21 protein-coding genes are annotated in these 23567 nt (G+C 45.2%); 7 read left to right on the top strand and 14 right to left on the bottom strand.

The genetic code is table 11. From position 1 onward, the window contains the following. Positions 1-64: 64 nt before the first annotated feature. Positions 65-1603: a GH3 auxin-responsive promoter family protein gene (locus tag BW716_RS17775; protein WP_083724403.1), complete on the bottom strand. Its 1539-nt coding sequence runs from the start codon at positions 1601-1603 to the stop codon at positions 65-67. Positions 1604-1795: 192 nt separating this feature from the next. On the opposite strand from BW716_RS17775, the gene BW716_RS17770 reads away from it, so the two are divergent. The 6 genes from BW716_RS17770 to BW716_RS17745 all read left to right on the top strand — a co-directional run bounded on the left by BW716_RS17770 (position 1796) and on the right by BW716_RS17745 (position 7989). Then, positions 1796-2569 (top strand): inositol monophosphatase family protein, encoded by a 774-nt coding sequence (locus BW716_RS17770; protein ID WP_179091170.1) that lies wholly within the window; start codon positions 1796-1798, stop codon positions 2567-2569. 8 nt (positions 2570-2577) lie between these two features. Then, positions 2578-3612 carry a thiamine-phosphate kinase gene (thiL, locus tag BW716_RS17765; RefSeq protein WP_083724401.1) on the top strand — a complete coding sequence of 345 codons (1035 nt, stop codon included), beginning with the start codon at positions 2578-2580 and terminating at the stop codon, positions 3610-3612. A gap of 148 nt (positions 3613-3760) precedes the next feature. Continuing rightward, positions 3761-5020, top strand: coding sequence for a hypothetical protein (locus tag BW716_RS17760; RefSeq protein WP_083724399.1), 1260 nt, complete (start codon positions 3761-3763; stop codon positions 5018-5020). 12 nt (positions 5021-5032) lie between these two features. Beyond that, positions 5033-5467, top strand: a complete 435-nt coding sequence (locus tag BW716_RS17755; RefSeq protein WP_083724397.1) for a ubiquinol-cytochrome c reductase iron-sulfur subunit — start codon at positions 5033-5035, stop codon at positions 5465-5467. Between the two features lie 9 nt (positions 5468-5476). After that, complete coding sequence (locus tag BW716_RS17750; RefSeq protein WP_083724395.1) at positions 5477-6553, top strand: imelysin family protein; 1077 nt, start codon at positions 5477-5479, stop codon at positions 6551-6553. Positions 6554-6609: 56 nt separating this feature from the next. Next, positions 6610-7989, top strand: a complete 1380-nt coding sequence (locus tag BW716_RS17745) for a di-heme oxidoredictase family protein (RefSeq protein WP_083724393.1) — start codon at positions 6610-6612, stop codon at positions 7987-7989. A 108-nt stretch (positions 7990-8097) separates the two neighbouring features. Here the strand turns inward: BW716_RS17745 and BW716_RS17740 are convergent, their stop codons facing one another. The 13 genes from BW716_RS17740 to BW716_RS17680 all read right to left on the bottom strand — a co-directional run bounded on the left by BW716_RS17740 (position 8098) and on the right by BW716_RS17680 (position 22435). Next, on the bottom strand, positions 8098-9780 hold the full coding sequence (locus BW716_RS17740; protein ID WP_083724391.1) for a glycosyltransferase family 39 protein: 1683 nt from the start codon (positions 9778-9780) through the stop codon (positions 8098-8100). A gap of 20 nt (positions 9781-9800) precedes the next feature. After that, complete coding sequence (nagA, locus tag BW716_RS17735; RefSeq protein WP_083724389.1) at positions 9801-10910, bottom strand: N-acetylglucosamine-6-phosphate deacetylase; 1110 nt, start codon at positions 10908-10910, stop codon at positions 9801-9803. 26 nt (positions 10911-10936) lie between these two features. Beyond that, positions 10937-11320, bottom strand: coding sequence for a VOC family protein (locus BW716_RS17730; RefSeq protein WP_083724387.1), 384 nt, complete (start codon positions 11318-11320; stop codon positions 10937-10939). Then, positions 11320-12114: an amidohydrolase gene (locus BW716_RS17725; protein WP_083724385.1), complete on the bottom strand. Its 795-nt coding sequence runs from the start codon at positions 12112-12114 to the stop codon at positions 11320-11322. The genes BW716_RS17730 and BW716_RS17725 overlap by 1 nt, the downstream gene beginning before the upstream one ends. Positions 12115-12172: 58 nt before the next feature. Continuing rightward, the gene (locus BW716_RS17720) at positions 12173-12634 is read right to left on the bottom strand and encodes a regulatory protein RecX (protein WP_083724383.1); all 462 of its coding nucleotides are present in this window, start codon (positions 12632-12634) and stop codon (positions 12173-12175) included. Next, on the bottom strand, positions 12634-14988 hold the full coding sequence (locus tag BW716_RS17715) for an ATP-dependent helicase (RefSeq protein WP_083724381.1): 2355 nt from the start codon (positions 14986-14988) through the stop codon (positions 12634-12636). The genes BW716_RS17720 and BW716_RS17715 overlap by 1 nt, the downstream gene beginning before the upstream one ends. Positions 14989-15214: 226 nt before the next feature. Beyond that, the gene (locus BW716_RS17710) at positions 15215-15715 is read right to left on the bottom strand and encodes an RNA polymerase sigma factor (RefSeq protein WP_083724379.1); all 501 of its coding nucleotides are present in this window, start codon (positions 15713-15715) and stop codon (positions 15215-15217) included. A 608-nt stretch (positions 15716-16323) separates the two neighbouring features. Beyond that, positions 16324-16785, bottom strand: coding sequence for a ribose 5-phosphate isomerase B (gene rpiB / locus BW716_RS17705; protein ID WP_083724377.1), 462 nt, complete (start codon positions 16783-16785; stop codon positions 16324-16326). A 36-nt stretch (positions 16786-16821) separates the two neighbouring features. After that, a complete protein-coding gene (gene tatC / locus BW716_RS17700; protein WP_083724375.1) occupies positions 16822-17679 on the bottom strand; it encodes a twin-arginine translocase subunit TatC in 858 nt (285 codons plus the stop codon). 712 nt (positions 17680-18391) lie between these two features. Further along, positions 18392-19660 (bottom strand): hemolysin family protein, encoded by a 1269-nt coding sequence (locus tag BW716_RS17695; protein WP_083724373.1) that lies wholly within the window; start codon positions 19658-19660, stop codon positions 18392-18394. 83 nt (positions 19661-19743) lie between these two features. Next, complete coding sequence (gene gmk / locus BW716_RS17690) at positions 19744-20307, bottom strand: guanylate kinase (RefSeq protein ID WP_083724371.1); 564 nt, start codon at positions 20305-20307, stop codon at positions 19744-19746. Between the two features lie 95 nt (positions 20308-20402). Further along, the gene (murA, locus tag BW716_RS17685) at positions 20403-21716 is read right to left on the bottom strand and encodes a UDP-N-acetylglucosamine 1-carboxyvinyltransferase (RefSeq protein WP_083724369.1); all 1314 of its coding nucleotides are present in this window, start codon (positions 21714-21716) and stop codon (positions 20403-20405) included. After that, positions 21713-22435, bottom strand: coding sequence for a DUF4290 domain-containing protein (locus BW716_RS17680; protein WP_083724367.1), 723 nt, complete (start codon positions 22433-22435; stop codon positions 21713-21715). Before BW716_RS17680 ends, murA begins: the two co-directional genes overlap by 4 nt. Before the next feature lie 352 nt (positions 22436-22787). Between BW716_RS17680 and BW716_RS17675 the strand changes: the two genes are divergently transcribed. Then, the gene (locus tag BW716_RS17675; RefSeq protein ID WP_083724365.1) at positions 22788-23540 is read left to right on the top strand and encodes an SDR family NAD(P)-dependent oxidoreductase; all 753 of its coding nucleotides are present in this window, start codon (positions 22788-22790) and stop codon (positions 23538-23540) included. Positions 23541-23567 lie beyond the last annotated feature (27 nt).

Here is a 23567-nt window from a genome sequence, read left to right as displayed (position 1 = left end):
GGGGTAACTCTTCCCTTTGTTGATGAAGTTACCCCTCTTTTAACTTTATAATTCGTTAATTATCTTACACTGACTTCAGCCTGGATGCCAGAAAGTTCTCCCAATCTTTCAATTTATCACCTTTCATCACACGTGGGAACTTGTTCATTGCACCTTCCTTACCCTTTACGCGCAGGTAGTCGATGAACACATCTTTTGGCAGGATTTCAACAAAGATCTCCTTCAGTGCAGAGGTACGTTCTACTGCATAATCGTCATTTACCTCGCTCAGGGTCTGGTCAATGATCTCACGGACACGGTTACTGTCTACATTCACATCGTCCGTACCGATAAACCAGCGGTGAGCAAACAGGTTCTCATGTGGGAAACCTGCTACGGTAAATTCATTGACAGTTATACCCAGCTTCTTCTGCACGGCATCGATCGCATTGTTCATGTTATCGATACTCATGTGTTCGCCACAGAGGCTCAGGAACTGCTTGGTACGACCTACAATGATGATTTCATGTTCTTTTACGGAAGTAAACTTCACAACGTCACCAATCAGGTAGCGCCATGCACCGGCACAGGTCGACAGCATCACCGCATACTCCACATCTTCCACCACCTCATGGATCATGTAAGACTTAGGATTTGGTTTTACTTCGCCATCGCTGGTAAAGTTCTCTTCTGTAAATGGAATGAATTCGTAGAAGATGCCCGCATTCAGGACCAGTTTAATGCCCCTTACATTCGGACGGGCCTGGAAGCCGAAGGAGCCTTCCGAAGCCATATATGTTTCAATGAAATTGATTGGTTTACCCAGCAGTTTCTGGAAACTGTCACGGTAAGGCTCGAAGCTAACGCCTCCATGGATGTACACAGCCAGGTTTGGCCAGATCTCATGGATGTTCTTTACCCCGTGGTACTTGATGATCTCTGCCAGTACAATCTGTACCCAGGCAGGCACCCCACATACCGTACCTACATCCCACTGTGGCGCCTTGCGCACAATAAGCTTGATACGCTGTTCCCAGTTTGGTTTTTTGGAAATGTTCCCGCCTGGTTTGTAGAAACGTCTGAACCAACGGGGGATATTCTTTGCCTGAATACCACTCATATCTCCTTCATAGTAATCCCCTTTTTCGTACAGGGCAGTCGTACCACCCAGCATGAGGATCCCTTTGGAGAACGATTTAGGAGGAATGTCGAAGTTAGCCATAGAATACAGCTGCTTAACACCCACCTTCTTCACGTTACGCAGCATATCGCGGGTAACAGGTATGTGCTTGCTCGCAGATTCGGAAGTTCCCGAACTGAGGGCGAAATATTTAATCTTCTCAGGCCAGCTTACATTAGCCTCTCCTTCCAGACACTTATACCACCAATCCGCATGCATCTTGTTATAGTTGTGTACGGGTACAGTGGAACGATAATTAGCGATGATATTCGGGCTATTGAGTATGTCCTGGAAGTTGTAATGCTGACCGAACTGCGTATCCTTAGCTTTCGTAAGTAGCCTGTACAATACCTGTAACTGATACTGGCGTGGCGTACCTAACTTGAATGTGAACTTCTTCCTGATGCGCAGTGACCTGGATATAAGATTACCTAAAATGGCCATTAATTACCTTCTTCTTTATAAACTGCAAAAATACGGCGAATTTCGGATTGGGTGGAGACTCAATTTTATCAGACCGGCCGTTAGCAGCCTGAACATTCAACTACCAATTTTTGTCCCCTCTTGGCAATCCTATACAAACATATTACTAAAAACGATATGGGCAGTAAAAAAATTGAAACGTACCTTTGCCCTATGTTAAAAGAAACCCTTCTCAAGGCAACACAGGCTGGCGGACAAGTTTTACAGCATTATTTCAACGGGGCTTTTCAGATCAGCAGCAAAAGTACCATCAATGACCTGGTAACGGAAGCGGATAAAGGGGCAGAAACTGCCATCTTCAAGGTCATCCAGGATACTTACCCTGACCATTTTATCCTCAGTGAGGAGTCGGGTGAACTGGTAACCACCTCTAACACCAAATGGATTATTGATCCACTGGATGGTACAGTGAACTTTGCTCATGGTATTCCTATCTGCTGCGTAAGCATTGGGGTGGAGGTAGATGGAGAAATGGTACTGGGAGCTGTGTACAATCCCTTCCTGAATGAATTCTACTTTGCAGAAAAAGGGAAAGGGGCTACGCGGAACGACAAGCCTATTCACGTATCTGCGAAGACAGATCTGGGTAGTGCCTGCATGGCAACGGGTTTCCCTTACCAGTGGGAAGGTGGTGAAAATGATCCGGTAGATATTTTTGCTTACTTCGTAAAGAGAGGACAGGCAGTGCGCCGCCTCGGCTCTGCCGCGATTGACCTGTGCTGGGTAGCTGACGGTCGCTTTGACGGCTATTATGAGCATACACTGAATGCCTGGGATGCTGCTGCCGGCTTCCTTATCGTGGAAGAAGCAGGTGGTAAAGTAACCGATTTTAAAGGCAATAGATACTCACCTTACCAGCGCACGCTGATTGCCACCAATGGCAATATTCATCAGCAACTGGTAGATGTCGTTAATGGAAAATTCTGAACAAAACAATGAGTGAAGAAAGAACCGAGATAAACTCGTTAGGCGAATTTGGCCTGATCGATCTCCTGACTAAAAATATTGAAATCCAGCAGGCCAGTACTGTACTGGGTGTGGGTGACGATGCTGCCGTGATAGATCACTTTGGCCGTCAGACAGTGGTATCTACCGACATGCTGGTGGAAGGTATTCACTTTGACCTGATGTATACCCCGCTCAAGCACCTGGGATACAAGTCTGTAACGGTGAACCTCTCCGACATATATGCCATGAATGCAACGCCTACCCATATTACGGTGAGCATTGCCTTCAATAATCGTTTTTCGGTGGAAGCACTGAATGAGTTTTACGAAGGTGTATATGCCGCCTGTGAGAAATATGGTGTGGACCTGATTGGAGGTGATACTTCCAACTCTCAGAAAGGGTTTATCATCAGCGTAACAGCTATTGGTGAGGTAGCACCTGACCAGTTTGTGAGGCGCTCCACTGCCCAAAAAGGCGACCTGCTATGCGTATCCGGCGATCTGGGTGCTGCATTCCTGGGTCTCACCCTGCTGGAAAGAGAGAAGAAGATCTACCTGGAAAGTCCGCAGTTGCAGCCCGACCTGGAAGACCAGACCTATATCATAGGCCGTCAGCTGAAACCAGAAGCAAGAAAGAATATCGTCGAGTGGCTGGAGAAGAACGACATCAAGCCTACAGCTATGATGGATGTAAGTGATGGGCTGAGCTCTGAAATCCTGCATATCTGTAAGCAGTCTAACCTGGGCGTGGTGCTGTACGAAGAGAAGATCCCGATTGCACAGGAGAGTAAGGAAATGGCGCTGAAGTTTGGGATGGATCCAACCGCATGTGCATTGAGTGGTGGCGAAGACTATGAGCTGCTGTTTACCATGAAGCAGGAAGACTATGATAAGATCGTATTGTCCGAAGAAATCAGTGTGATCGGGTATATGGCAGATATCAGCGAAGGAGCACACATCCTTACGAAAGGTGGAAATAAGTTTAAGTTGGTAGCGCAGGGATGGAATGCGTTCAAGCAATAAAACACTAAAGCATTGATTTTAAAAAGCGCTTCTCTCCGAAGCGCTTTTTTGATAACAAATATTTCCGTTTTGGATCATTAATTTTCCGTCTTGCGTAATGTAACCCGTTGTTTTTCAGTAGACATTTGTCTCTCTGTAAAACAACTCCATGATACTGAAGCATGCGCTGATCCTAACACTAGGCAGCATCGTAATCTCCTTTCAACCAATTTTCTCTCAACAAATCACGCCGGCGCAGAAATTAGTCCTTAATACCGGAGAAGATTCTCTGACTGCAGGTACATCTTCCAGCAGAACTGTCATTTCCGGCTATGGCTCAGCGTTCTACCAGCGTGATATGAATGAACAAATGGCCCGCGCCACGCTTGAAAGGGTCGTATTATTTGTAGGACACCAGTTTAATTCCAGAATCGCCTTCTTTAGCGAAATGGAACTGGAAAATGCGAAAGTTCAACCCAATGCCGTAGACAACGGCTTTGCCGGTGAAATTTCGATGGAACAGGCCTACCTTAAATTTAGCCTCAATCCCCGCCAGTACATCGTAGCTGGCTTGTTCGTGCCGCGCATCGGTATCCTGAACGAAAACCACCTCCCTGTCAATTTCAATGGTGTAGAAAGACCGATGGTTGAGCAACTCGTGATCCCCGCTACCTGGCGGGAACTGGGTATCGGCTTTTACGGGAGGGCACGCCGTATACCGCTCAACTATACACTGGCAGTGGTCAATGGCCTGAACGACGCCACCTTCTCTCACGGTTCGGGTGTGGTAGATGGCAAGGCAGAAGGGAGTGGCGCTTATGCCAATAACCTCGCTGTCACCGCCAGTCTGCAATACTACTGGCAGAACTTCCGCTTCCAGGTATCCGGTTATGCCGGTGGTACCAATGGCCTCAATGCCCGTAAGTCGGATAGTCTGAAACTTAGTCATGGTACCTTCAGCCTCCCCATCTACCTGGGCGAAGCAGATATTATGTACAGCAGCAATGGATTCTCTGCCAAAGCAATTGGTACAATCATTTCCTTCCCCAATGCAGCTGATGTAAACAGGGCATACGCCAACAACGTGGCCAAGGTGATGTACGGTGCTTATGGCGAACTGGCCTATAACCTGCTGGAAAAATCTGTGAAGTACAAGGAGCAACAGCTGAACGTATTTGGCAGGTATGAAATACTTGACCTCAATTCGTCCATCCCGTCGAACGGTATCTACGATGGTAAACTGAAACAGCAACATATTATTGCCGGTTTCAGCTACCTGCCCATACCCAACATAGCGATCAAGGCAGATGTGAGATTGTTGCATACCGGCGCTGAAAACCCAGCACTGGTCATCAATCCAAGCCCTGCACGGGTTCCTTACAAGGTCAATAACTCTCTCCTGAATATTGGTATCGGTTACTCATTCTGACAATCGTGATTTATGGAAAACAATGGCAGAAGAACTTTTCTGAAAGATACCTGCAAAATCTGTGTACTGGGCGCTGTATCTTTTTCTATAGCTGACTTTCTGGCTGCCTGCGGCACCACACAGAAAGGGTTTAAAACTACTGTTGACGACCGTAAGGTCACTGTGCCCCTGACTCTCTTTGATGCAGGCAATGCACAAATCATCAGCCCCAAAAACTACGAATACGAAATAGCCGTACAAAAGAGCCCTGACAATACATATCAGGCTTTACTACTACGCTGTACACATCAGCACAATCCGCTCGTACCTACAGGCAACGGCTACCTGTGCAGCCTCCATGGCAGCCAGTATGATAAAACCGGTAAGGTCAAAAAAGGCCCTGCTGAAAAACCACTTCCTACGCTGCAAACGGAAACCACGGCTACCAATTTGATCATATATATATAACCAAACATCATGAAAAAACTTGTATTACTATTCACTGTAGGAGTCTTTACTATCCTGTCCTGTAGCAAAAACAGCGACAACGATACTTCTACTAGTGATTTTGCTGCCCTGGAAGATTCGGTGATTGTAAACTTTGTAAACAAAACGGCTATTCCAGGCTATGAAGACCTCCTGGCTAAAGCTACTACTTTCAACAATGTAGTAACTGCCCTCAACTCCTCACCTACCGAAGCGAATCTGACTGCTGCAAAGACAGCCTGGAAAGATATGCGTAAGACCTGGGAACAATGCGAAGGCTACCTGTTCGGCCCTGTTGAAGATGATAACTATGATCCAAATATGGATACATGGCCGGTTGACTATGTACAAATGGACTCTCTGCTCAATAGCTCCAATGCACTGGAAATAGCTGACATCGAAGGGCTGGCTACACTCTCTCTGAGAGGTTACCACCCGATTGAATATATTCTGTGGGGTACCGATGGTAATCGCGCTGCCACTGACCTGACTGCCCGTGAAAAGAAATACATTACCAGTTTGACTATAGACCTGAAAAATACCTGTACTAAACTGCGTGACAGCTGGATCACTTCGGGTGGTAATTACTCTGCAAAAGTAATGGATGCAGGTATAGGTGCGCAGCCATTCCCAACCAAGCAAAGCCTTTTTACCGCTATGGCAGTGGCTTTGGCAGACATCTGCGGAGAAGTAGGTGAGTCTAAAATGAAGGAGCCTTATGATGCACAGGATCCGAATATTGTAGAATCACCATTCAGCGGTAACTCAACGACTGACTTCAAGAACAATATTGTGGGTGCTTATGACGTATATATGGGAACCTTTCTGGGTAGCAATGGTAAAAGTCTCCATGCGCTGGTAGCAGCTAAAAACCTGAGCCTGGACAATAAGATACAGCAACAGTTCCAGGCAGCCATCGGTTCTTTTGATGCTATCACCATGCCTTATGAAAAAGCGATCATTAGCCAAAGAGGCTTATGCGCAACCACCATGAGTAACCTGGTAACGCTGAAAGGCTCCATTGAAGACGATCTTGAGAATTTCATCCTCACTAATATCAAAGATTGATTTGAACCAGCCGGCACTTCTTGCGAAGGCCGGCTACTTTTTTAATATACTTTTCAATGCGGATAAGGAAGATCTATTTAGCAGCAGCTTTATTAGCCAGCCCTTCATTGCTGATGATGTGTACCAAACCGGCTCCCTTCAGCGATGAGGAATATGACCCGCGATTGAGCGGAGGCGCTGCTACCGTATTTGATGCGACCAGCAAAGCTTTTGGCAACGTCATACCTGGCCTGAGCAGCTATGACCAGCATGTACACGACCTGGGCGATAACAGCGTAGACCAGACATTCGTAACAGCACCGGCTACTATCAATAGTGGTTTAGGGCCTATCTTCAACAATGTGAGTTGTCGTAGCTGTCACCATAACGATGGAAAGGGAAGTCCTACCACAGGTACAGTGACATCCTCGATGCTGATGCGGTTGAGTATTCCTGGTACGGATGCACATGGAGGGCCGCTGGCGGTGCCGGGATTTGGTTTACAATTGCAGGATCTGGCAGTGTTCGGGAAGACAGCAGAAGCTTCTGTGAAGATCACCTATACTGAGCAGGTGTTTACATATCCCGATGGTACAGTTACTACGCTACGTAAACCCACTTATACTTTCGTCAATCCTTATACTTCACTACCTGTGGACCTGATGGTGTCGCCACGTATGGCGCCGCCTTTCTTTGGGTTGGGATTGCTGGTCAACATTCCTGAATCGACGATCCTATCTTTTGCAGATGAAAATGATGCAAATGGAGATGGTATAAGTGGAAGACCTAATTATGTATATGATTCTTCGCAACAAAAAATGATGTTAGGTCGGTTTGGGATGAAGGCGAATACCGCTACGATCCTTACACAAGCAGCGGCAGCGTATCAGCAGGATATGGGGATTACGAACAGGATCTTTCCACAGGAAAGTACGTTTGGACAACCACAGATGGATAACCTGAATGATGATCCGGAGCTGGCGGATTCGTTGCTGAATTCAGTGGAGTTTTATTTGTTGTCTCTGGCGGTGCCGGCCAGGAGGAATACAACCAATACAGATATCATGGCGGGTGAAAAGTTGTTTGCACAGGTGGGGTGTTCCAATTGTCATATTCCAACGATTCAAACTGGGGTGGATGTGCGGTATCCGTATTTAAGTAATCAGCGTATACATCCTTATACAGATCTGTTATTGCATGATATGGGTGATGGACTGGCGGATGGCAGACCGGATTTCAGAGCGGGTGGTAGTGAGTGGAAAACGCCGGCGCTATGGGGTGTGGGGTTATTTGAGAAGACGAATGGGACGCCGTTTTATTTGCATGATGGAAGGGCGAGGACGTTGGAAGAGGCTGTGTTGTGGCATGATGGGGAGGCGGCGAAGGTGAAGGGGAAGTTTACTGAGTTGACGGCGGGGGAACGGGGACAGGTGATATCATTTTTAAAATCACTCTAATATTTTCCGGCTGCTTCGCAGCCGGAAAATATTAGAAAGCCAAAAGGGCGGTCAGCGAAGCTGACCGCCCTTTTGGTGACTGCCATTTTAATGACAGTGCATTGGGTTTTATTGGACGATAACTTTGACTGCCTGGCTATTATGTGTGGGCGGTAATACGCCCGCAAATACACAGAATTTCAACTGGTACGTACCTGGTTTATCAGGCATTTGTACCTCTATTCTCACTATTCTTCGTTCTATTGCTTTACTGATTGTCAGCACTGTTTTTACCGCAGGTATTTCTAAATCTTTTTGCGTAAAAGCATACCCTACTACCGCTTCATTCGCTGTATCTACAGGTACAGCTTCATGATACCCATTATCCACCTGCAACAGGAATCCCATAGTTGCACCTGGCTTTACTTTCACCTGTTGCATAGCTGCTTTAAACTGGATCAGCGAATAGGAATAATAAGGATCCTGTAAATGGAATTTCACCAATCCTTTTGAGGTATTGAAACTATCCGTCACCGGAATAAGCTCCGTTGAGTAGGTAATTTCTACCTGTTTACCCCACAGCTGCTTTTCCGTTTCCCAATAGTTATACTGACTACGGCGGTTGTACCGGCTATTGATACTATACCCCAAACCATTGTCACTATAAAACATGTATTTGGAAGGCTGCTGGTAACTATTCAAAAATACGATCGGACGGCCACCGGCATGTTCCTGCAAGGCCTTTGCCCACTCCCTGTTATGATGTATTTCAGGACGGATATTTACACCAGGCATGAAGTCCCATATCAGGTATACACGGGCAACGAATACAAGTACCAATGTAACAGGCGCCAGGTATTGAATCACTTTCAGTGAACGACGAATAGATCTCTTTCTTCTTACTGACTGATGCGCCAACACCATCACTGGTGTAAACAACATTACTGTCCAGTTAGCCTCTACCCTGCCCTTGAATGTACTGAACAGGAAGAACACCAGCACCCCGATTGTACAGAACTTCAACGCTCTTTCAAAAGCACTCTGGATGGGACATACAAAAGCATAATACAACACTAACCAACCTGCCAGCGGACCAAATAACAGGATCTGCCCAAGGATGTATTCTATCGTAAAATTCAGCTGATAAACGGAGGCATTCCTTTCTATCAGGTGATACTGCAGGGAAGGAAAATTATGTGTGTATTGCCAGTATAAATGCGGAAAGAATAAGATCGTAGTGATGGCTACAGCTATATAAAACTTGAATACCCGCAGGAGATTCAGGTTAGAGAGCACAGTAAATCCTACCAGCAATACCCCATGGTATTTGCTATAAAACATCAGCGCCATACTCAATGCCAGCAGGAAAGTATTTCTCCAGCTTTGCTGTTCGAGGAACGCTCTGTAGATGTAAAAGTATAATGCTGCAAAGAAGATCAACGGCACATCAGGCACAGCCAGCATACCACCCAGCTGCATAGCGCCCATTACCAGCAACAAAAGGTAAAAGAGGCGGTTATCCTTGCGGGGAATAAGTTTATCAGTAACGATAATGGTCCCCAGGTTCAGGATCACCATGCCGATTCGTACACCAAATTCATTGTGAAAAAGGCCATAACCCAGTTTGATCAACACTGCGACCATCGGCGGGTGGTCGAAGTACCCCCAGCTCAGGTGATGGGCATACACCCAATAATAAGCTTCATCATCCATCAGTTCTGTATAACCTGCCTGTATCAAGCAAAGCAGGAACCAGACCAACAGGAAAAGGTTCTTATATTGATTCTTGGTAAAGTAGCGTAGAATGCCCATGAATTAACTGGTTAAAGCCGCTAAGATAAGATAAGTTGCTGTAAGGCCCACCTTTCATCCAGTACCAGCATGGCTGTGCGGAATCCAGGGGCGATGCGGCCCAGCTCCATAGAGAGTCCTGCTACTACCGCAGGATAAGCTGCCGCCATTCGCAAAGCTTCCTGAGGTGCAATACCTACCTGTGCAATACAGTTCTGTACAGCTTCCAGCATGGTGAGTGCAGAACCGGATAAGGTGCCATTCGCATCTTCATAACGACCACTTTCGGTATTCCAATGAAATCCATAGTCCTCTCCATGACTACCTGCTACAGCGTCGGTGATCAGGAACAGACGGTTGCCCATGATCTTCTTGCTGATGCGGATAGTATTGAAGTCTACATGTATACCATCGGCTACCACACTCGCATGTACATGCGGATGATCATAGATAGCCCCCACCATACCGGGTGCCCTGCTTTGCAGTTGAGACATGGCATTGAAGAGATGTGTACAGGTAGTAATACCATTGTCAAATGACTGGTAAAGCTGTTGGTAGGTACCATTGCTATGACCTGCAGATACCAGCACTCCTGCTTCCTGCAGGCGGTTGATGAGTGCAGGGTCCCAACGCTCAGGCGCCACTGTCATCATTTTTACGATACCGGCGCCATGTGTTAATATCCAGTCTATATCTTCTGAAGTAGGTGCTTTGATGTATTTCGGTAGGTGTGCTCCATTCTTCTCGGGGCTGATATAAGGACCTTCCAGGTGTAGGCCTAAGCATCCTTCTCCTCCCTGTTCCCAATATTCCTTTACAGCAGAGATAGATTGTAGAATAATTTCAGGTGATTGTGTAGGAATGGTGATCATAAAGTAAGCTGCACCACCAGCTTTGCAATATTCATACGTCGCTTTGATAGATTCCACATCCGGTAAGACAGGGAAATAACGACCATTGCCACCGTAAATCTGTAAGTCAATGAATGCGGGTACCAGGTCAGCACCGTTCAGGTCATGGATTGTAGCGTGGGCGGGAATTGCTTTTTGGGATACAATATCAGTGATCCTACCGTTTTCCGAAAGTACTACATGGTCTTCGAGCCAGTTGTCGCCAGTGAATATCCTGCAATTGCTATACGCATTCAGCATGGGTTATGTTTTATGATCCGCCGGGCTCACTGTTCATATAGCTCCAGTGGTAACCCATCCGGATCGGTAAAGAATGTAAACCTCTTTTCGGTATGGGGGTCAATACGAACAGGCTCTGTGATTACATCGTGGGTCTTCAGGTGAGCCACGGCCTTGTCGATATCCGACACTGCAAATGCCAGGTGACGCAGACCGTTCGCCTCCGGCTGGGATGACCGGGGCGGGGGATCAGGAAATGAAAATAGTTCGATCACATACTGCCCATTCAATGCAAGATCCAGCTTGTACGATTTTCGTTCCAGCCGGTATACTTCACGGATTATTTCCAATCCGAGTATTTCCGTATAGAATTGCTTACTCCGCTCATAGTCTGAGCAGATCACTGCAATATGATGAATAGCTTGTAACATTAAAACAACTGAAATTTATCAGCATCCCTGAGGAAAGGAATTTTCTCCCTTATGTCGTCCAGTTTGGCACGCTCAAGTGTAGTACTAAAAATATCTTCGTCGTGACTCTTTCTGTATAATATTTCACCCAGTGGGTCAATGAGGCTGGTGTCGCCACTGTGGTAGATGCCATTACCATCGTCTCCTACCCTGTTCACACCAATTGCATATACCTGGTTTTCGATGGCACGTGCCTGAATCAGTGTTTTCCAGGCGGTGCTACGGCGCTCAGGCCAGTTAGCTACGTTGATGAGGAGGTCGTATGCAGGCGCGTTGGTGTCACTATTGATCTGGTTACGCTGCCATACGGGGAAACGCAGGTCGTAACAGATGTTAAGGCATATTTTCCACCCTTTTACGGAAGCGATCAGGCGGGTATCGCCAGCTGAGTAGTGTTTATCTTCACCGGCATAGGCAAAGCGGTGACGTTTGTCGTAAACACCGGCTACGCCGTTTGGCTGCATCCAGATGAAGCGGTTGTAATATTCTCCATCTTCTTCGATGATCAGGCTTCCGCCGATAATGATGTTTTTCTCTGCTGCTTTTTTAGCCATCCACTGCACTGCCTTGCCATCCATCTTTTCTGCCAGCTTTTCAGACTGCATGCTGAAACCTGTGCTGAACATTTCAGGAAGGATTACTACTTCGGTTCTTTCCTTGATGCTATCAATTTTTTCATTGAACATGTTCAGGTTAGCATCAATGTCTTCCCAATGCAATTTGGTCTGTATAAGTGTTACTTTCAGATCTGACATAAATTATCGGTTTCTAATTGCATAAAATTACGATGACTTCGGCTAAAAACTTTTAAAATTATAGCCCATCTTTTGCAATTTGTCTAAGGGTTTCACTTACCAGCTCGGGTTCGAACCCTTTTTGTAACAGGTATTGGGTCGTCTTGTACTGTCTTTTCAGGTATTGTTCTCCTTCCAGAGACGCATATTTCTTCTCCACCAGCGATTGCAGCACATCCATATAATCCTCATCATCAATCTCTTCCATGCCTTTTTTGATGCAGTAAGCAGATACCTGGTGTTGCCTGAGGCCTGCCAGGATCTTTTTGCGTCCCCACTTCTGTGAGCGGAATTTACCACCGGCATAGGCACGGGCAAATCGCTCTTCGTTCAGGAAGTTGTCAGCAATCAGCGCTGCAATAGCTTCCTCGATCTCATCACCACGCAGCCCCAGCTCAAGGCATTTTGTTTTCACCTCGCTGTGGCTGCGTTCCTGATAGGCACAGTAATGACGTAATTTTAAGAGAATAGCAGTCTGCATTATTTCTTTACGATCATCAATCGTGCATAGTTCAGCATAATCTTTTTCTCCCCGCCGCCCTTAGGGAATACAACGGTTGCAATACGATTGTTAGGTGCTCCCTCCATATTGAGGATGGTACCAAAACCGAATTTCTGGTGTTCCACATCCATACCAGCTTCCATAGTAGCCGGATCGTCCGGCGTAAAACCGGCAGTAGGCACATGGGTGCTGGCAGCACCGTTGGCAACGGGTTTAGGTGCAGGGCGTGGACCGGCAACAGGCTGGGAAGACTGGCTACCTGGTGTTTTCTTCTGCATACGGTCGAACATGTTGCTACCACCGCCATTGCCCCATAGGCCACCACCACTGTTGATCGGGCTTCTGGTACCTACAGCACCACCACCTGCATAGCTGCGGTCAATGTATTGCTCAGGCATTTCCTCGAGGAAACGGCTGGATTCATTATTGACCAGCTGACCGAAGCGGTAACGGCTGTTTGCATAAGTGAGAAACAATCTTGCCTTCGCACGGGTGATCACCACATAGAAAAGACGGCGTTCTTCTTCCAGCTCTTCTCTTGAATTGATAGAGAGGGAACTTGGGAAAAGGTTTTCTTCCAGACCTACGCTGAATACTACCGGGAATTCCAGGCCTTTTGCAGCATGGATCGTCATGAGTTTCACCACATCACTGTCTTCGTCGTTGCCTTTGTCAGCATCGGTGAGCAGGGTGATTTGCTGCAGATAGGTACCCAGTGATTTTTCCAGCAGCTCACCATCTTCAGTAGGTGTTTCGGTAAACTCCTTCACAGAGTTCAGGAGCTCCTGGATGTTCTCGTAGCGGGCGAGACCTTCGGTCGTTTTATCGTTGAAGAGTTCTTTGACGATGTTAGTAGACTTACCCACCTGTACGGCGATGTCGTAAGCATTGTGTTTACCCTGCATAGCCTGGAAACTACGGATCATAGTCACGAAGTTCTCAATAGCTTCCAGTGTACCTCCTTTAAATCCGAATTCCTGCGCTCTTTCCAGCACGTTCCAGAAGGTGATATTGTGGTCGTTGGCGAAGATCACTACTTTTTCGACAGTGGTTTTACCAATTCCGCGGATCGGGTAGTTGATGATGCGTTTCAGGCTTTCTTCATCGGATGGGTTCATCACGATGCGCAGGTAAGCCACGAAGTCTTTGATTTCCTTACGCTGATAGAATGAGATACCACCATAGATACGGTACGGTACAGCTTTGCGGCGCAGGTTTTCTTCAAATGCACGGCTTTGTGCATTGGTACGGTACAGGATAGCAAAATCCCTGTTTGCGTAGTGGTTGCGCAGTTTTTGTTCGGCAATGGTTTCGGCTACGAATTTGCCTTCTTCATTGTCGGTCATGGTGCGCACCAGTTTTATCTTTTCACCATTTGGATTGTCTGTCCACAGGTTCTTTTCGATCTGTCCTTTGTTGTTAGCGATCACATCGTTGGCAACCTGGAGAATGGATTTGGTACTACGATAGTTCTGTTCCAGTTTTACCACCCTGGCATCATTGTAATCCTTCTCGAACTGGAGGATGTTCTGGATGGTAGCACCACGGAAGGAGTAGATACTTTGTGCATCGTCTCCCACCACACAGATATTTTCATGTGCAGCGCCCAGCAGTTTGATGATTTCGTACTGAGCAGGGTTGGTATCCTGGTACTCATCGATCATGATATATTTGAATTTGTGCTGGTATTTGTGCAGTACTTCGGGGAAGTTCTTCAGGAGTTGGTACATTTTGAAGAGCAGGTCATCGAAGTCCATTGCGCCGTTTTTGAAGCAGCGTTTGGCATACATTTCATACAGCTTGCCGGTCATGGGGCGGTTGGCCCTCATATCTTCCTGCTGGATGGCGTAATCGTGCTGGTATTCTTCAGGGCCTACGAGGTTATTTTTGGCGGAGGATATGCGGTTATAGACCATATTAGGTTTATAATGTTTATCGTCCAGATTTTGCTCGTTTATGATTGTTTTCAGTACGCTTTTCGCATCGTCAGCATCATAAATAGTAAAGTCGTTGGGGTAACCGAGGCGATGTGCTTCGGCCCTTAACAAACGGGCAAATACGGAGTGGAAGGTACCGATGTAGAGGTTCCTGGCTTCGGTACCGCCGAGAATTTTTTCCACACGTTCCTTCATCTCTTTAGCTGCCTTGTTGGTAAAGGTCAGTGAGAGAATATTAAAAGCATCTACACCATTGTGGAGCAGGTGGGCGATACGGGTGGTAAGTACTTTCGTCTTACCGGAACCAGCACCCGCTACGATCATCAGCGGGCCTTTGATATGCTCAACTGCTTCGCGCTGCCGCTCATTCAGTTCGTCTAAGTAATTTGCCTTCATTATGTATATTAAAAATCCACATTACCATCAGGAACTGATGGGTAAAAATTTAAAGGGAAGCCGTAAAAATACGAATTAAATTCATGTACCCATCGCTGAATGTGGAAAGCGGTGCGGGATGCAGGTTTTAGGGTATTTTTAATTTGTTAAGGTAAAGAGAAATAATGCCCACGCAGATGGTAAAATCTGCGATAACGAATTGTCCCAATTTCATGTAATAAAAAGATTAGAAGCGTACGATCCTTGACTTCAGCATTTTTCTGGCAAAGTGGATGCGGCTTTTCACGGTACCCAATGGTTCATTGAGCATGGCTGCAATTTCATAATACTTATAACCTTCGAAGTAAAGCATGAATGGTTGTTTGAATATTACAGGCAGATTGTACACTGCTGAGTGAACATCCTTGATACGCAGGTTTGTTTCGGCAGCATTACCAATGGTAGGAATCTGCTGATGCATGAGGAACTCACCTGCGGAATTGTCAAGCAGACGAAACTGTCTGTTGCCACGACGATAATTGTTGATAAAGATATTGCGCATGATAGTGTAGAGCCAGGCGCGGATATTGGTACCTGCAAGGTATTTATCGCGATTGGCGAGTGCGCGGAAAAGTGTTTCCTGGTAAAGGTCTTTTGCTGATTCGGAATCCTTAGTGAGGGTAACAGCATACGGTCTCAGGAAATCGGCATTTCCGAGTAAAAGTGCGTTAAATTCTGTCGAAGACATATTTGTGAAGTTTAAGCATCTGAAAAAAATGTTGTTTCAGCTGATAAACCGGATTGAAGGGAAACACATATTACCAGTATGGGATAAAGTGAATATCGCTGCTTACTCTAAATCCGGATGGGGTTGCATCACATTTTATTCAGATCATGTATCCCCGCAATTCACAAATGATGTCGTTGCGCTATTACGACGAATAATAGTGGTTAGGCGCCGGCGTACAATAATAGTAGCAGGTGTTTCCATGGTGGTAAAATTTTACTGGTGACTAATTATGGGGGTTTTGGTTTGCAATACTCTTGTCTAAAAATAATTCCTTGTGCGATGTTAAATACCGGACGTGACAATGCTTGTTCTCGATAGTATGGAGTAGTCGTAGGTATTTACTAAAGCACGCTATGTACAGATTGGATTCTAATATAAAATGACACTCAAGTGACTGACTCTTAACACAATTTAACAAAACAATTTATTATTGCCAAAATAATTATATGCTCAGAATGAGGTTGTTATTTGCGTTTTTGGGGTATTACTTTCTGCCTTCGATTGCAATAAAAGAAAGGCGCTGTTGCATATGCAACAGCGCCTTTCTTTTATTCATCAAGCACCTGTTATAAGCAGGCGATTTTTCTAACTCTGGTTTCATGTCTGCCACCTTCAAATGGGGTGTTAATGAATACGTCTACCATTTGTTTTGCCACTGCATCATCTACAAAGCGGGCAGGTACGCACAACACATTTGCATTGTTATGACAGCGGGACAGGCGGGACAGTTCTTCGCCCCAACAGATCGCTGCACGAATACCCTGGTGCTTATTAGCTGTAATTGCTACGCCATTACCACTACCACACACAAGTATACCAAACGCTGCCTGCTCTCTTTCTACCAGTGTCGCTACGGGATGAGCGAAGTCGGGATAATCGGCTGATTCACTCGAGAATGCACCGACATCCTTTACCTGTAAACCTTTTGCTTCCAGGTATGAAATAATTTCTTCCTTGTAGTCGAAGCCAGCGTGATCAGAGCCGATGGCTATTGGCAATGACAAATTGAATGTTGTTTGTTGTGACATAAAAAAACTTTTAAACAGTGAAACCGTTACGCTTTATCAGGACCACTCTTCTATTTCCGGTTCTTTTTCTTTATCGTCCATACCTTTCAGTGCTCTAACAGATATATAGATACTGATTTCATACAGCAAATATAAAGGTGTAAATACGATCAGCTGGTCAATTACGTCAGGAGGAGTGATCACCGCTGCCAGTACCAGTATTACCACGATAGCGTGACGACGGTAGGTGCGCAGGAAAGTAGGTGTAATCAACCCGATCTTGGTAAGGAAGAAGATGAGTACAGGCAATTCAAATAATACACCCATACCAATTACGATCTGGGTCATCAAATCGAAGTAGTCATCTATGAAAAACTGATTGACAGCTTTGGTCGTTACGGTATAGCCAGCCAGGAAGTTAATCGTAAAAGGCGCCATCAGGAAATAACTGAAGCAGATCCCTAAGAAGAACTGGAAGGATACCCAGAAGATAATACCTTTTGCTCCTTTCACTTCTCTTTCTTTAAGCGCCGGTTTTACAAAGCGCCAGAATTCCCAGAAGATATAAGGGAAGCCTAATACCAGGCCGACAATAAACGCCAGCTTGAACTGGAGCATGATCTGCCCCGTCAGGATATGGTTCTGAAATACTATATCCACCGGGGTAATACAGAGCTTATCTCCCAGCCCGGTTGCGTGGCTAATTTTACACAGTGCGATATAGGAAGGAAAATCTTTATTGGTAGGCCCAAAAACAATTCTATCCAGTATTTCATTTGTATATACCCAACCGATGATACCACACACCACAATTGCTACAGCAGCGCGGAACAGATGCCCTCTTAGTTCATCCAGGTGGTCAAAGAAAGTCATCTCCGCTTTCTCATTGTTATTTGCAAAAAGTTTCTTTAACATATCTGTTATCAGGCTGAGTTAAACATTATTTCCTAAGGAGCACAAATATAGCTGTTGCCTGGAAGAAAACAGAGTAATACAGATGGTTTTAATGTGATTTAAATGCAGGAGTGGATAAGTGATAATTAATAAGGTATAGTCTGGCAGGGAAGTTGATATTAGGTTAACGATTTAGCAGTACAAGAGGAAAAAGTACTTAAAAAAAGAGAGCCAGCCCGAGAAGAATCAAGAGCCGGCCTTTCATCCATTGTTTGTTAACCCCAAAAAAGTTGAATTCGAGAATGTCTTTAGTTTCCAGTGTCACTTCCTATTCGATTGATGGCAAGCTTTCAAAATAGTCCGTGTTTCTGGTCACTTTTAAATTTCTATTACAAAAATAGTAAAGAATTATGTTATTATCAATGTTGTAACAATTTTTTTTACATCCTTTTAACAAAAATCAAATCATTGTGTTACATCATCTGTAGCAAATGTATAAAATTCGTGTTAATTCCCTACTACTTTTTTTAAATCGTTTTAGCAGGTCAGATGCTTAATGACTATGCAAATATATTAAAAAAAATATCACAATATCAATACCTGATTTCTTTTCTTTTATAAAAAACTAGTAAGTTCTCCTAAATACCTGACAAATAAGCAACTAAAAATGAAGTTCTTTTCAAAAAAAGCCGTCATTTTATCCAAATGTGGATAAGTATATGATCCTCTATACTTAACCGAGTACCTTCATCTTAATCATTTCGATGCGTGTCTCAGTTACATTAATTATTTCGAACTCATAATCGTTGATAATAATGCGTTCTTTTTGACGCGGAATTGTCTCGTGATGATTAATGATATAACCTGACAGGGTCTCACTTTCATCTTCAGGAAAATCAAATCCATATTTTTCGTTGAGATAGTCGAGTTCCAGACGACCGGAGAAAATGTATTCTTTTTCTGCAATCTGTTTGTCTACAAACTCTTCCTCATCGTGTTCATCCTTGATTTCCCCGAATATTTCCTCGAGTACATCTTCGATGGTCACAATACCAGCGGTACCTCCAAATTCATCTACTACCCAGGCAATGCTTTTGCGCTCTTTATTGAACTTGCCCAACAGGTCGATGGCACTCATCGTCTCAGGTACAGCCAGGATCGGGTGCAGGATGGCCTGTATATCAGCAGGGCCTTTGAACATATCCAACTGGTGAATATAACCGAGTATATTATCGATGGTGTTTTCGTAAATGATGACCTTAGACAGCTTGGTGTCCATAAACTTGCGCTGTGCCTGTGCAATAGGACTATTTATTTCCAGGGCCTCTATTTCCTTGCGGGGAATGAGACAACCACGGATCTTGACATGTGCGAGAGACAGGGCATTTTCGAACAACTCGGTATTCAGCTCCTGGTTTTCGGTCACATGTTGTTGCGACTGGCGTATAAAATGTTCCACATCTACACGAGGGAAAGAGGTAGCGGTTTCTATAATTCTGACGTTAAAAAGATATTTCAGTATCCATTCAGATACTGATACGAGCAGACTACCTACTACAAACAGTGGTTTTGAAATCACTGATATAGGCAGGGCAAAGAAACTGAGCAGTCCTTCCGGCCGGGAGCGGAATATAGCACGAGGCAGGAAGAAACCGAATGTAAGTAATATCAGGGTCGCCAGGAGCACTTCCATTAATAGTAACAGGGGCTGATAGCTGGTACTTTCCTGTGGGGAGAGCACTTTGTTCCAAAGGGGCTGAAAGAATCCGGCGAACAGAATGCCATAGATAACGATCGTAATCGTAAGGCCCAGCAGGCTGGTAGCCAGGAAACGGGAGGGGTTATCATTAAAACTGGCAAGGATCTTTCCGGTAGCGCGGCCTTGTTTCTTCTTGAGCTCAATGCTAAGTTTATTCACATTGGCGAAGGCTGTTTCCAGCCCTGCGAAGAAACCTGCCAGCAATACCAGGAATGCCAGTATCGGGAGTGTATAAGTATCCATATGTAACAAAAATAAAGAATTCCTGACTGCAAATAGTATGCAGATAATTTGGGAAAGGGGCCTTGCGGCCCCCAACAATACAATTATTTTAAAAAGGCCTCTACCAGCGCTTTTACTTCTGCATAAGCGATCGGCAATTTATCATTGATCACAATTTCATCAAACTGATGCGAGAAAGAAAGCTCATAACGGGCTTTACCTAATCTTTCCTCCAGCGAAGCCTGGGTTTCTGTACCACGCTCACTCAGGCGAACCCGGAGGGCATCGAGTGTAGGGGGTTGAATAAAGATAGTCAACGCTGCTTCCTGGTAATGTTCCTTGATACTCAGGGCTCCCTTTACATCAATGTCTACCATTGGAGTCTGCCCATTGTGCCAGATGCGTTCCAGCTCTGACTTCAATGTGCCGTAATACTTACCGGCATACACCATTTCATACTCGGCAAATGCATGTGCCTCTATCTTATCATGAAAATCTTCCTGTGTCAGGAAATAATAATCTTTTCCATTCACTTCCTGCTCTCTCGCTATACGTGTAGTTGCAGAAATGGAAAATGCCAGCTGCGGCATCTCTGATAACAGTTGCTTAACGATGGTGGTTTTTCCTGCTCCGGAAGGGGCGGTGATAATAATGATCTTATTAGCCATAATATAGTTTCCTGATTAAAATTAAGCCATAAGCAGCAGGAGTTGGTCTCTTGAAGCTTATGGCTTATAAATATTCTGCGTACAGCTAATTGTACTTATACTCTCTTGATATCTGCCCCCAGCTTACGCAGGCGCTCATCGATGTACTGATATCCGCGATCGATCTGCTCAATATTCTGGATAGTACTCTTACCTTCTGCACTTAGTGCAGCTATAAGCAGAGATACACCCGCCCTGATATCAGGTGATGACATGGTAATACCTCTCAGTTTATGCTGACGGCCCAGGCCTATCACCACTGCACGGTGAGGATCACAAAGTACGATCTGTGCACCCATATCGATCAGCTTGTCCACAAAGAACAAACGGCTTTCAAACATCTTCTGATGGATCATCACACTCCCTGATGCCTGTGTGGCAACCACGAGTACGATACTCAGCAGGTCTGGCGTAAAGCCTGGCCATGGGTGGTCAGAGATAGTGAGGATAGATCCATCCAGGAAAGTCTGGATTTCATATTTGTCCTGTGCAGGAATATAGATATCATCACCCTGGATCTCCAGCTGAATACCCAGTTGACGGAACTTTTCAGGAATAATACCCAGGTGCTGCACACCGGCACCTTTGATCGTGATTTCGCTTTGGGTCATTGCTGCCAGACCAATGAAGGAACCGATCTCAATCATATCAGGCAGCATACGATGGCTGCAGCCTTTGAGAGAAGTGACCCCTTCGATGGTAAGGAGGTTAGATCCTACTCCACTGATCTTAGCACCCATGCTGTTCAGCATTTTTGATAGCTGTTGCAGGTAAGGTTCGCAGGCAGCATTATAGATGGTGGTTGTACCATTTGCCATCACAGCTGCCATTACGATATTGGCTGTACCTGTTACTGAAGGCTCGTCCAGGAGCATGTATGTACCTTTCAGGCCACTATCGCCAGCTTCAAGTCTGAAATAATTATCATCATTATCATATACGAACTGAGCACCCAGTTTTTCGAACCCAATAATATGGGTATCGAGACGGCGGCGACCTATTTTATCACCTCCGGGTTTAGGGATATAGGCTTTGCCAAAGCGGGCCAGTAATGGACCAGCTATCATGACAGAACCTCTCAGTCGTCCTGATTTCTTTTTGAATTCCGCACTTTCCAGATAAGGAAGGTTGATCTGATCAGCCTGAAATTCGCAGGTGTCACGGCTAATCCTGTTAATTTTCACCCCCATATCACCCAACAACTCGATCAGCAGGTTTACATCCAGGATGTCCGGGATATTGCTGATAGTCACCTTTTCGGGAGTTAGTAAAACAGCACTGACAATCTGTAAAGCTTCGTTTTTGGCACCCTGGGGCACAATTTCCCCCTTCAGTCGGTTGCCACCTCTTACTTCAAAAGCACTACTCACTTGTTCCTGTTTTTATATTTTTGGTTCTTATTGTTGTTGTTTTTAGTTTTTCCGCCTTTGAAGTTATTCTGCTGCGAGAAATTGCGTTTCTTGTTACTACTGCCTGCATTATTGCTGGAAGTACGAACAAATTCAGCATTAGTATTAAAGTTCGGACTCGTTGCAGCGATGACTGCACTCGCATGTGCCGCAGTATTGAAACCTGGGTGAAACTCCAGCTGACCGTTAGTGATACCAGTGAGCTCCGCTTTGATAGCATCGTCATGGACACTTTCCTTATGCCAGTTGCTATAGGCCAGTTTCATGTAGTTACCAATACATTGTGTAAACCCATCCTTCTTTTCCTGATTGTCTTCGGCGATGGCCTTATCAATGACCATCTCCAGATTTTTACCAAAGTGACGATTGCGGGGATACTTTTTAGGGTAAGGCAGTCTTTCTGGTCTTGCTTTCAGGGTTTCGCGCGTAGGAATGGGGTAAGGTGATTCTACTTCTAATCTGAAATCGGAGATAAGAAACAGGTGATCCCATAACTTATGCCGGAAGTCTTCAACATTGCGGAGGTGAGGGTTGAGCGTGCCCATAAGCTCGATAAGCGCCATTGCATTGGCCTGGCGGTGATCTGGGTCTTGTATGTTCAGAACGTACTCTATCATCTTTTGGATGTTACGTCCATACTCCTTCATAATCAAATGGTTACGGGTGGTATTGTATTCCATATCACAATTTAAAAAATACTAATGTAGTCTTGCTTGAAAGGTAAGTTTGTGCTTTGCGCATTCACAAATGCAAAAGTGCTAAAGGAGACCATTTTTAATTTTTGTACCCTGGGCTCTGGCTAAAGCCGGGATGGCTTTTTTCATGTGAAAGCAAACCGTTCTATGCAAACTTATGAAAAATAGTTTAATTGTACGATAGCTGAGAGTTTCGTGGAGAATTAGTTTAACGTTTTGTATAGAAACACCGGGCCCTGCCAATCCCGATGTTAAATCTTTCCCAACTTCAATATTACTTCAACATCCGGGCCTTAAATTTGTTGTCACAACACGTATTCTTCAAAAATTATATTTTATGGGAGCACTGAACAACAAAGTTGCGCTTGTAACAGGCGCAGGATCAGGCATTGGCGAAGCAATCGCGATCGTTTATGCCAGGGAAGGAGCTAAGGTCGTCGTTTCGGATTTAAATGAAAAGGGTGGAAATGAAGTAGTGGATACCATCAAAAAAAATGGCGGAGATGCCATCTTTATTAAAGCAGACGCAGGAAATGCGGAACAGTGGAACGATCTGATTAAACAGATCAAATCTCATTATGGCAAGCTGGACATTGCCTGCAACAATGCCGGAATTGGTGGCAAACCCGCTCCGGTAGGCGAGTATGACATTGCAGAATGGGAAAAAGTGATTGGTGTGAACCTGAATGGGGTATTTTATGGTATGCGATCGCAAATTCAGGCAATGCTGGAAAATGGTGGTGGCGTAATCGTGAACATAGCTTCTATTCTGGGCGCTGTAGGCTTTGCCCAGTCGTCTGCTTATGTAGCCGCTAAACATGGAGTAGTAGGTCTGACACAGAATGCAGCGATCGAGTATGCACAGCAAAACATTCGTGTCAATGCTGTAGGCCCAGCTTTCATTCATACGCCGCTTTTAGGCAAAAACATGACACAGGAAGCAATCGATCAGCTGGCAGCTTTACACCCTGTAGGCCGGTTAGGTCAACCTGAAGAAGTTGCGGAACTGGTGCTGTTCCTGAGCAGCCCGGCCGCTTCATTCGTGACCGGATCTTATTATCCGGTGGATGGCGGTTATCTCGCACGATAAAAAAAGGCCGCAATTATAAGTGAGGGA

It is taken from the genome of [Flexibacter] sp. ATCC 35208, assembly GCF_001975825.1.
Taxonomy (GTDB): Bacteria; Bacteroidota; Bacteroidia; order Chitinophagales; family Chitinophagaceae; genus Chitinophaga.
This window is presented reverse-complemented; position numbering and strand designations above follow the sequence as displayed.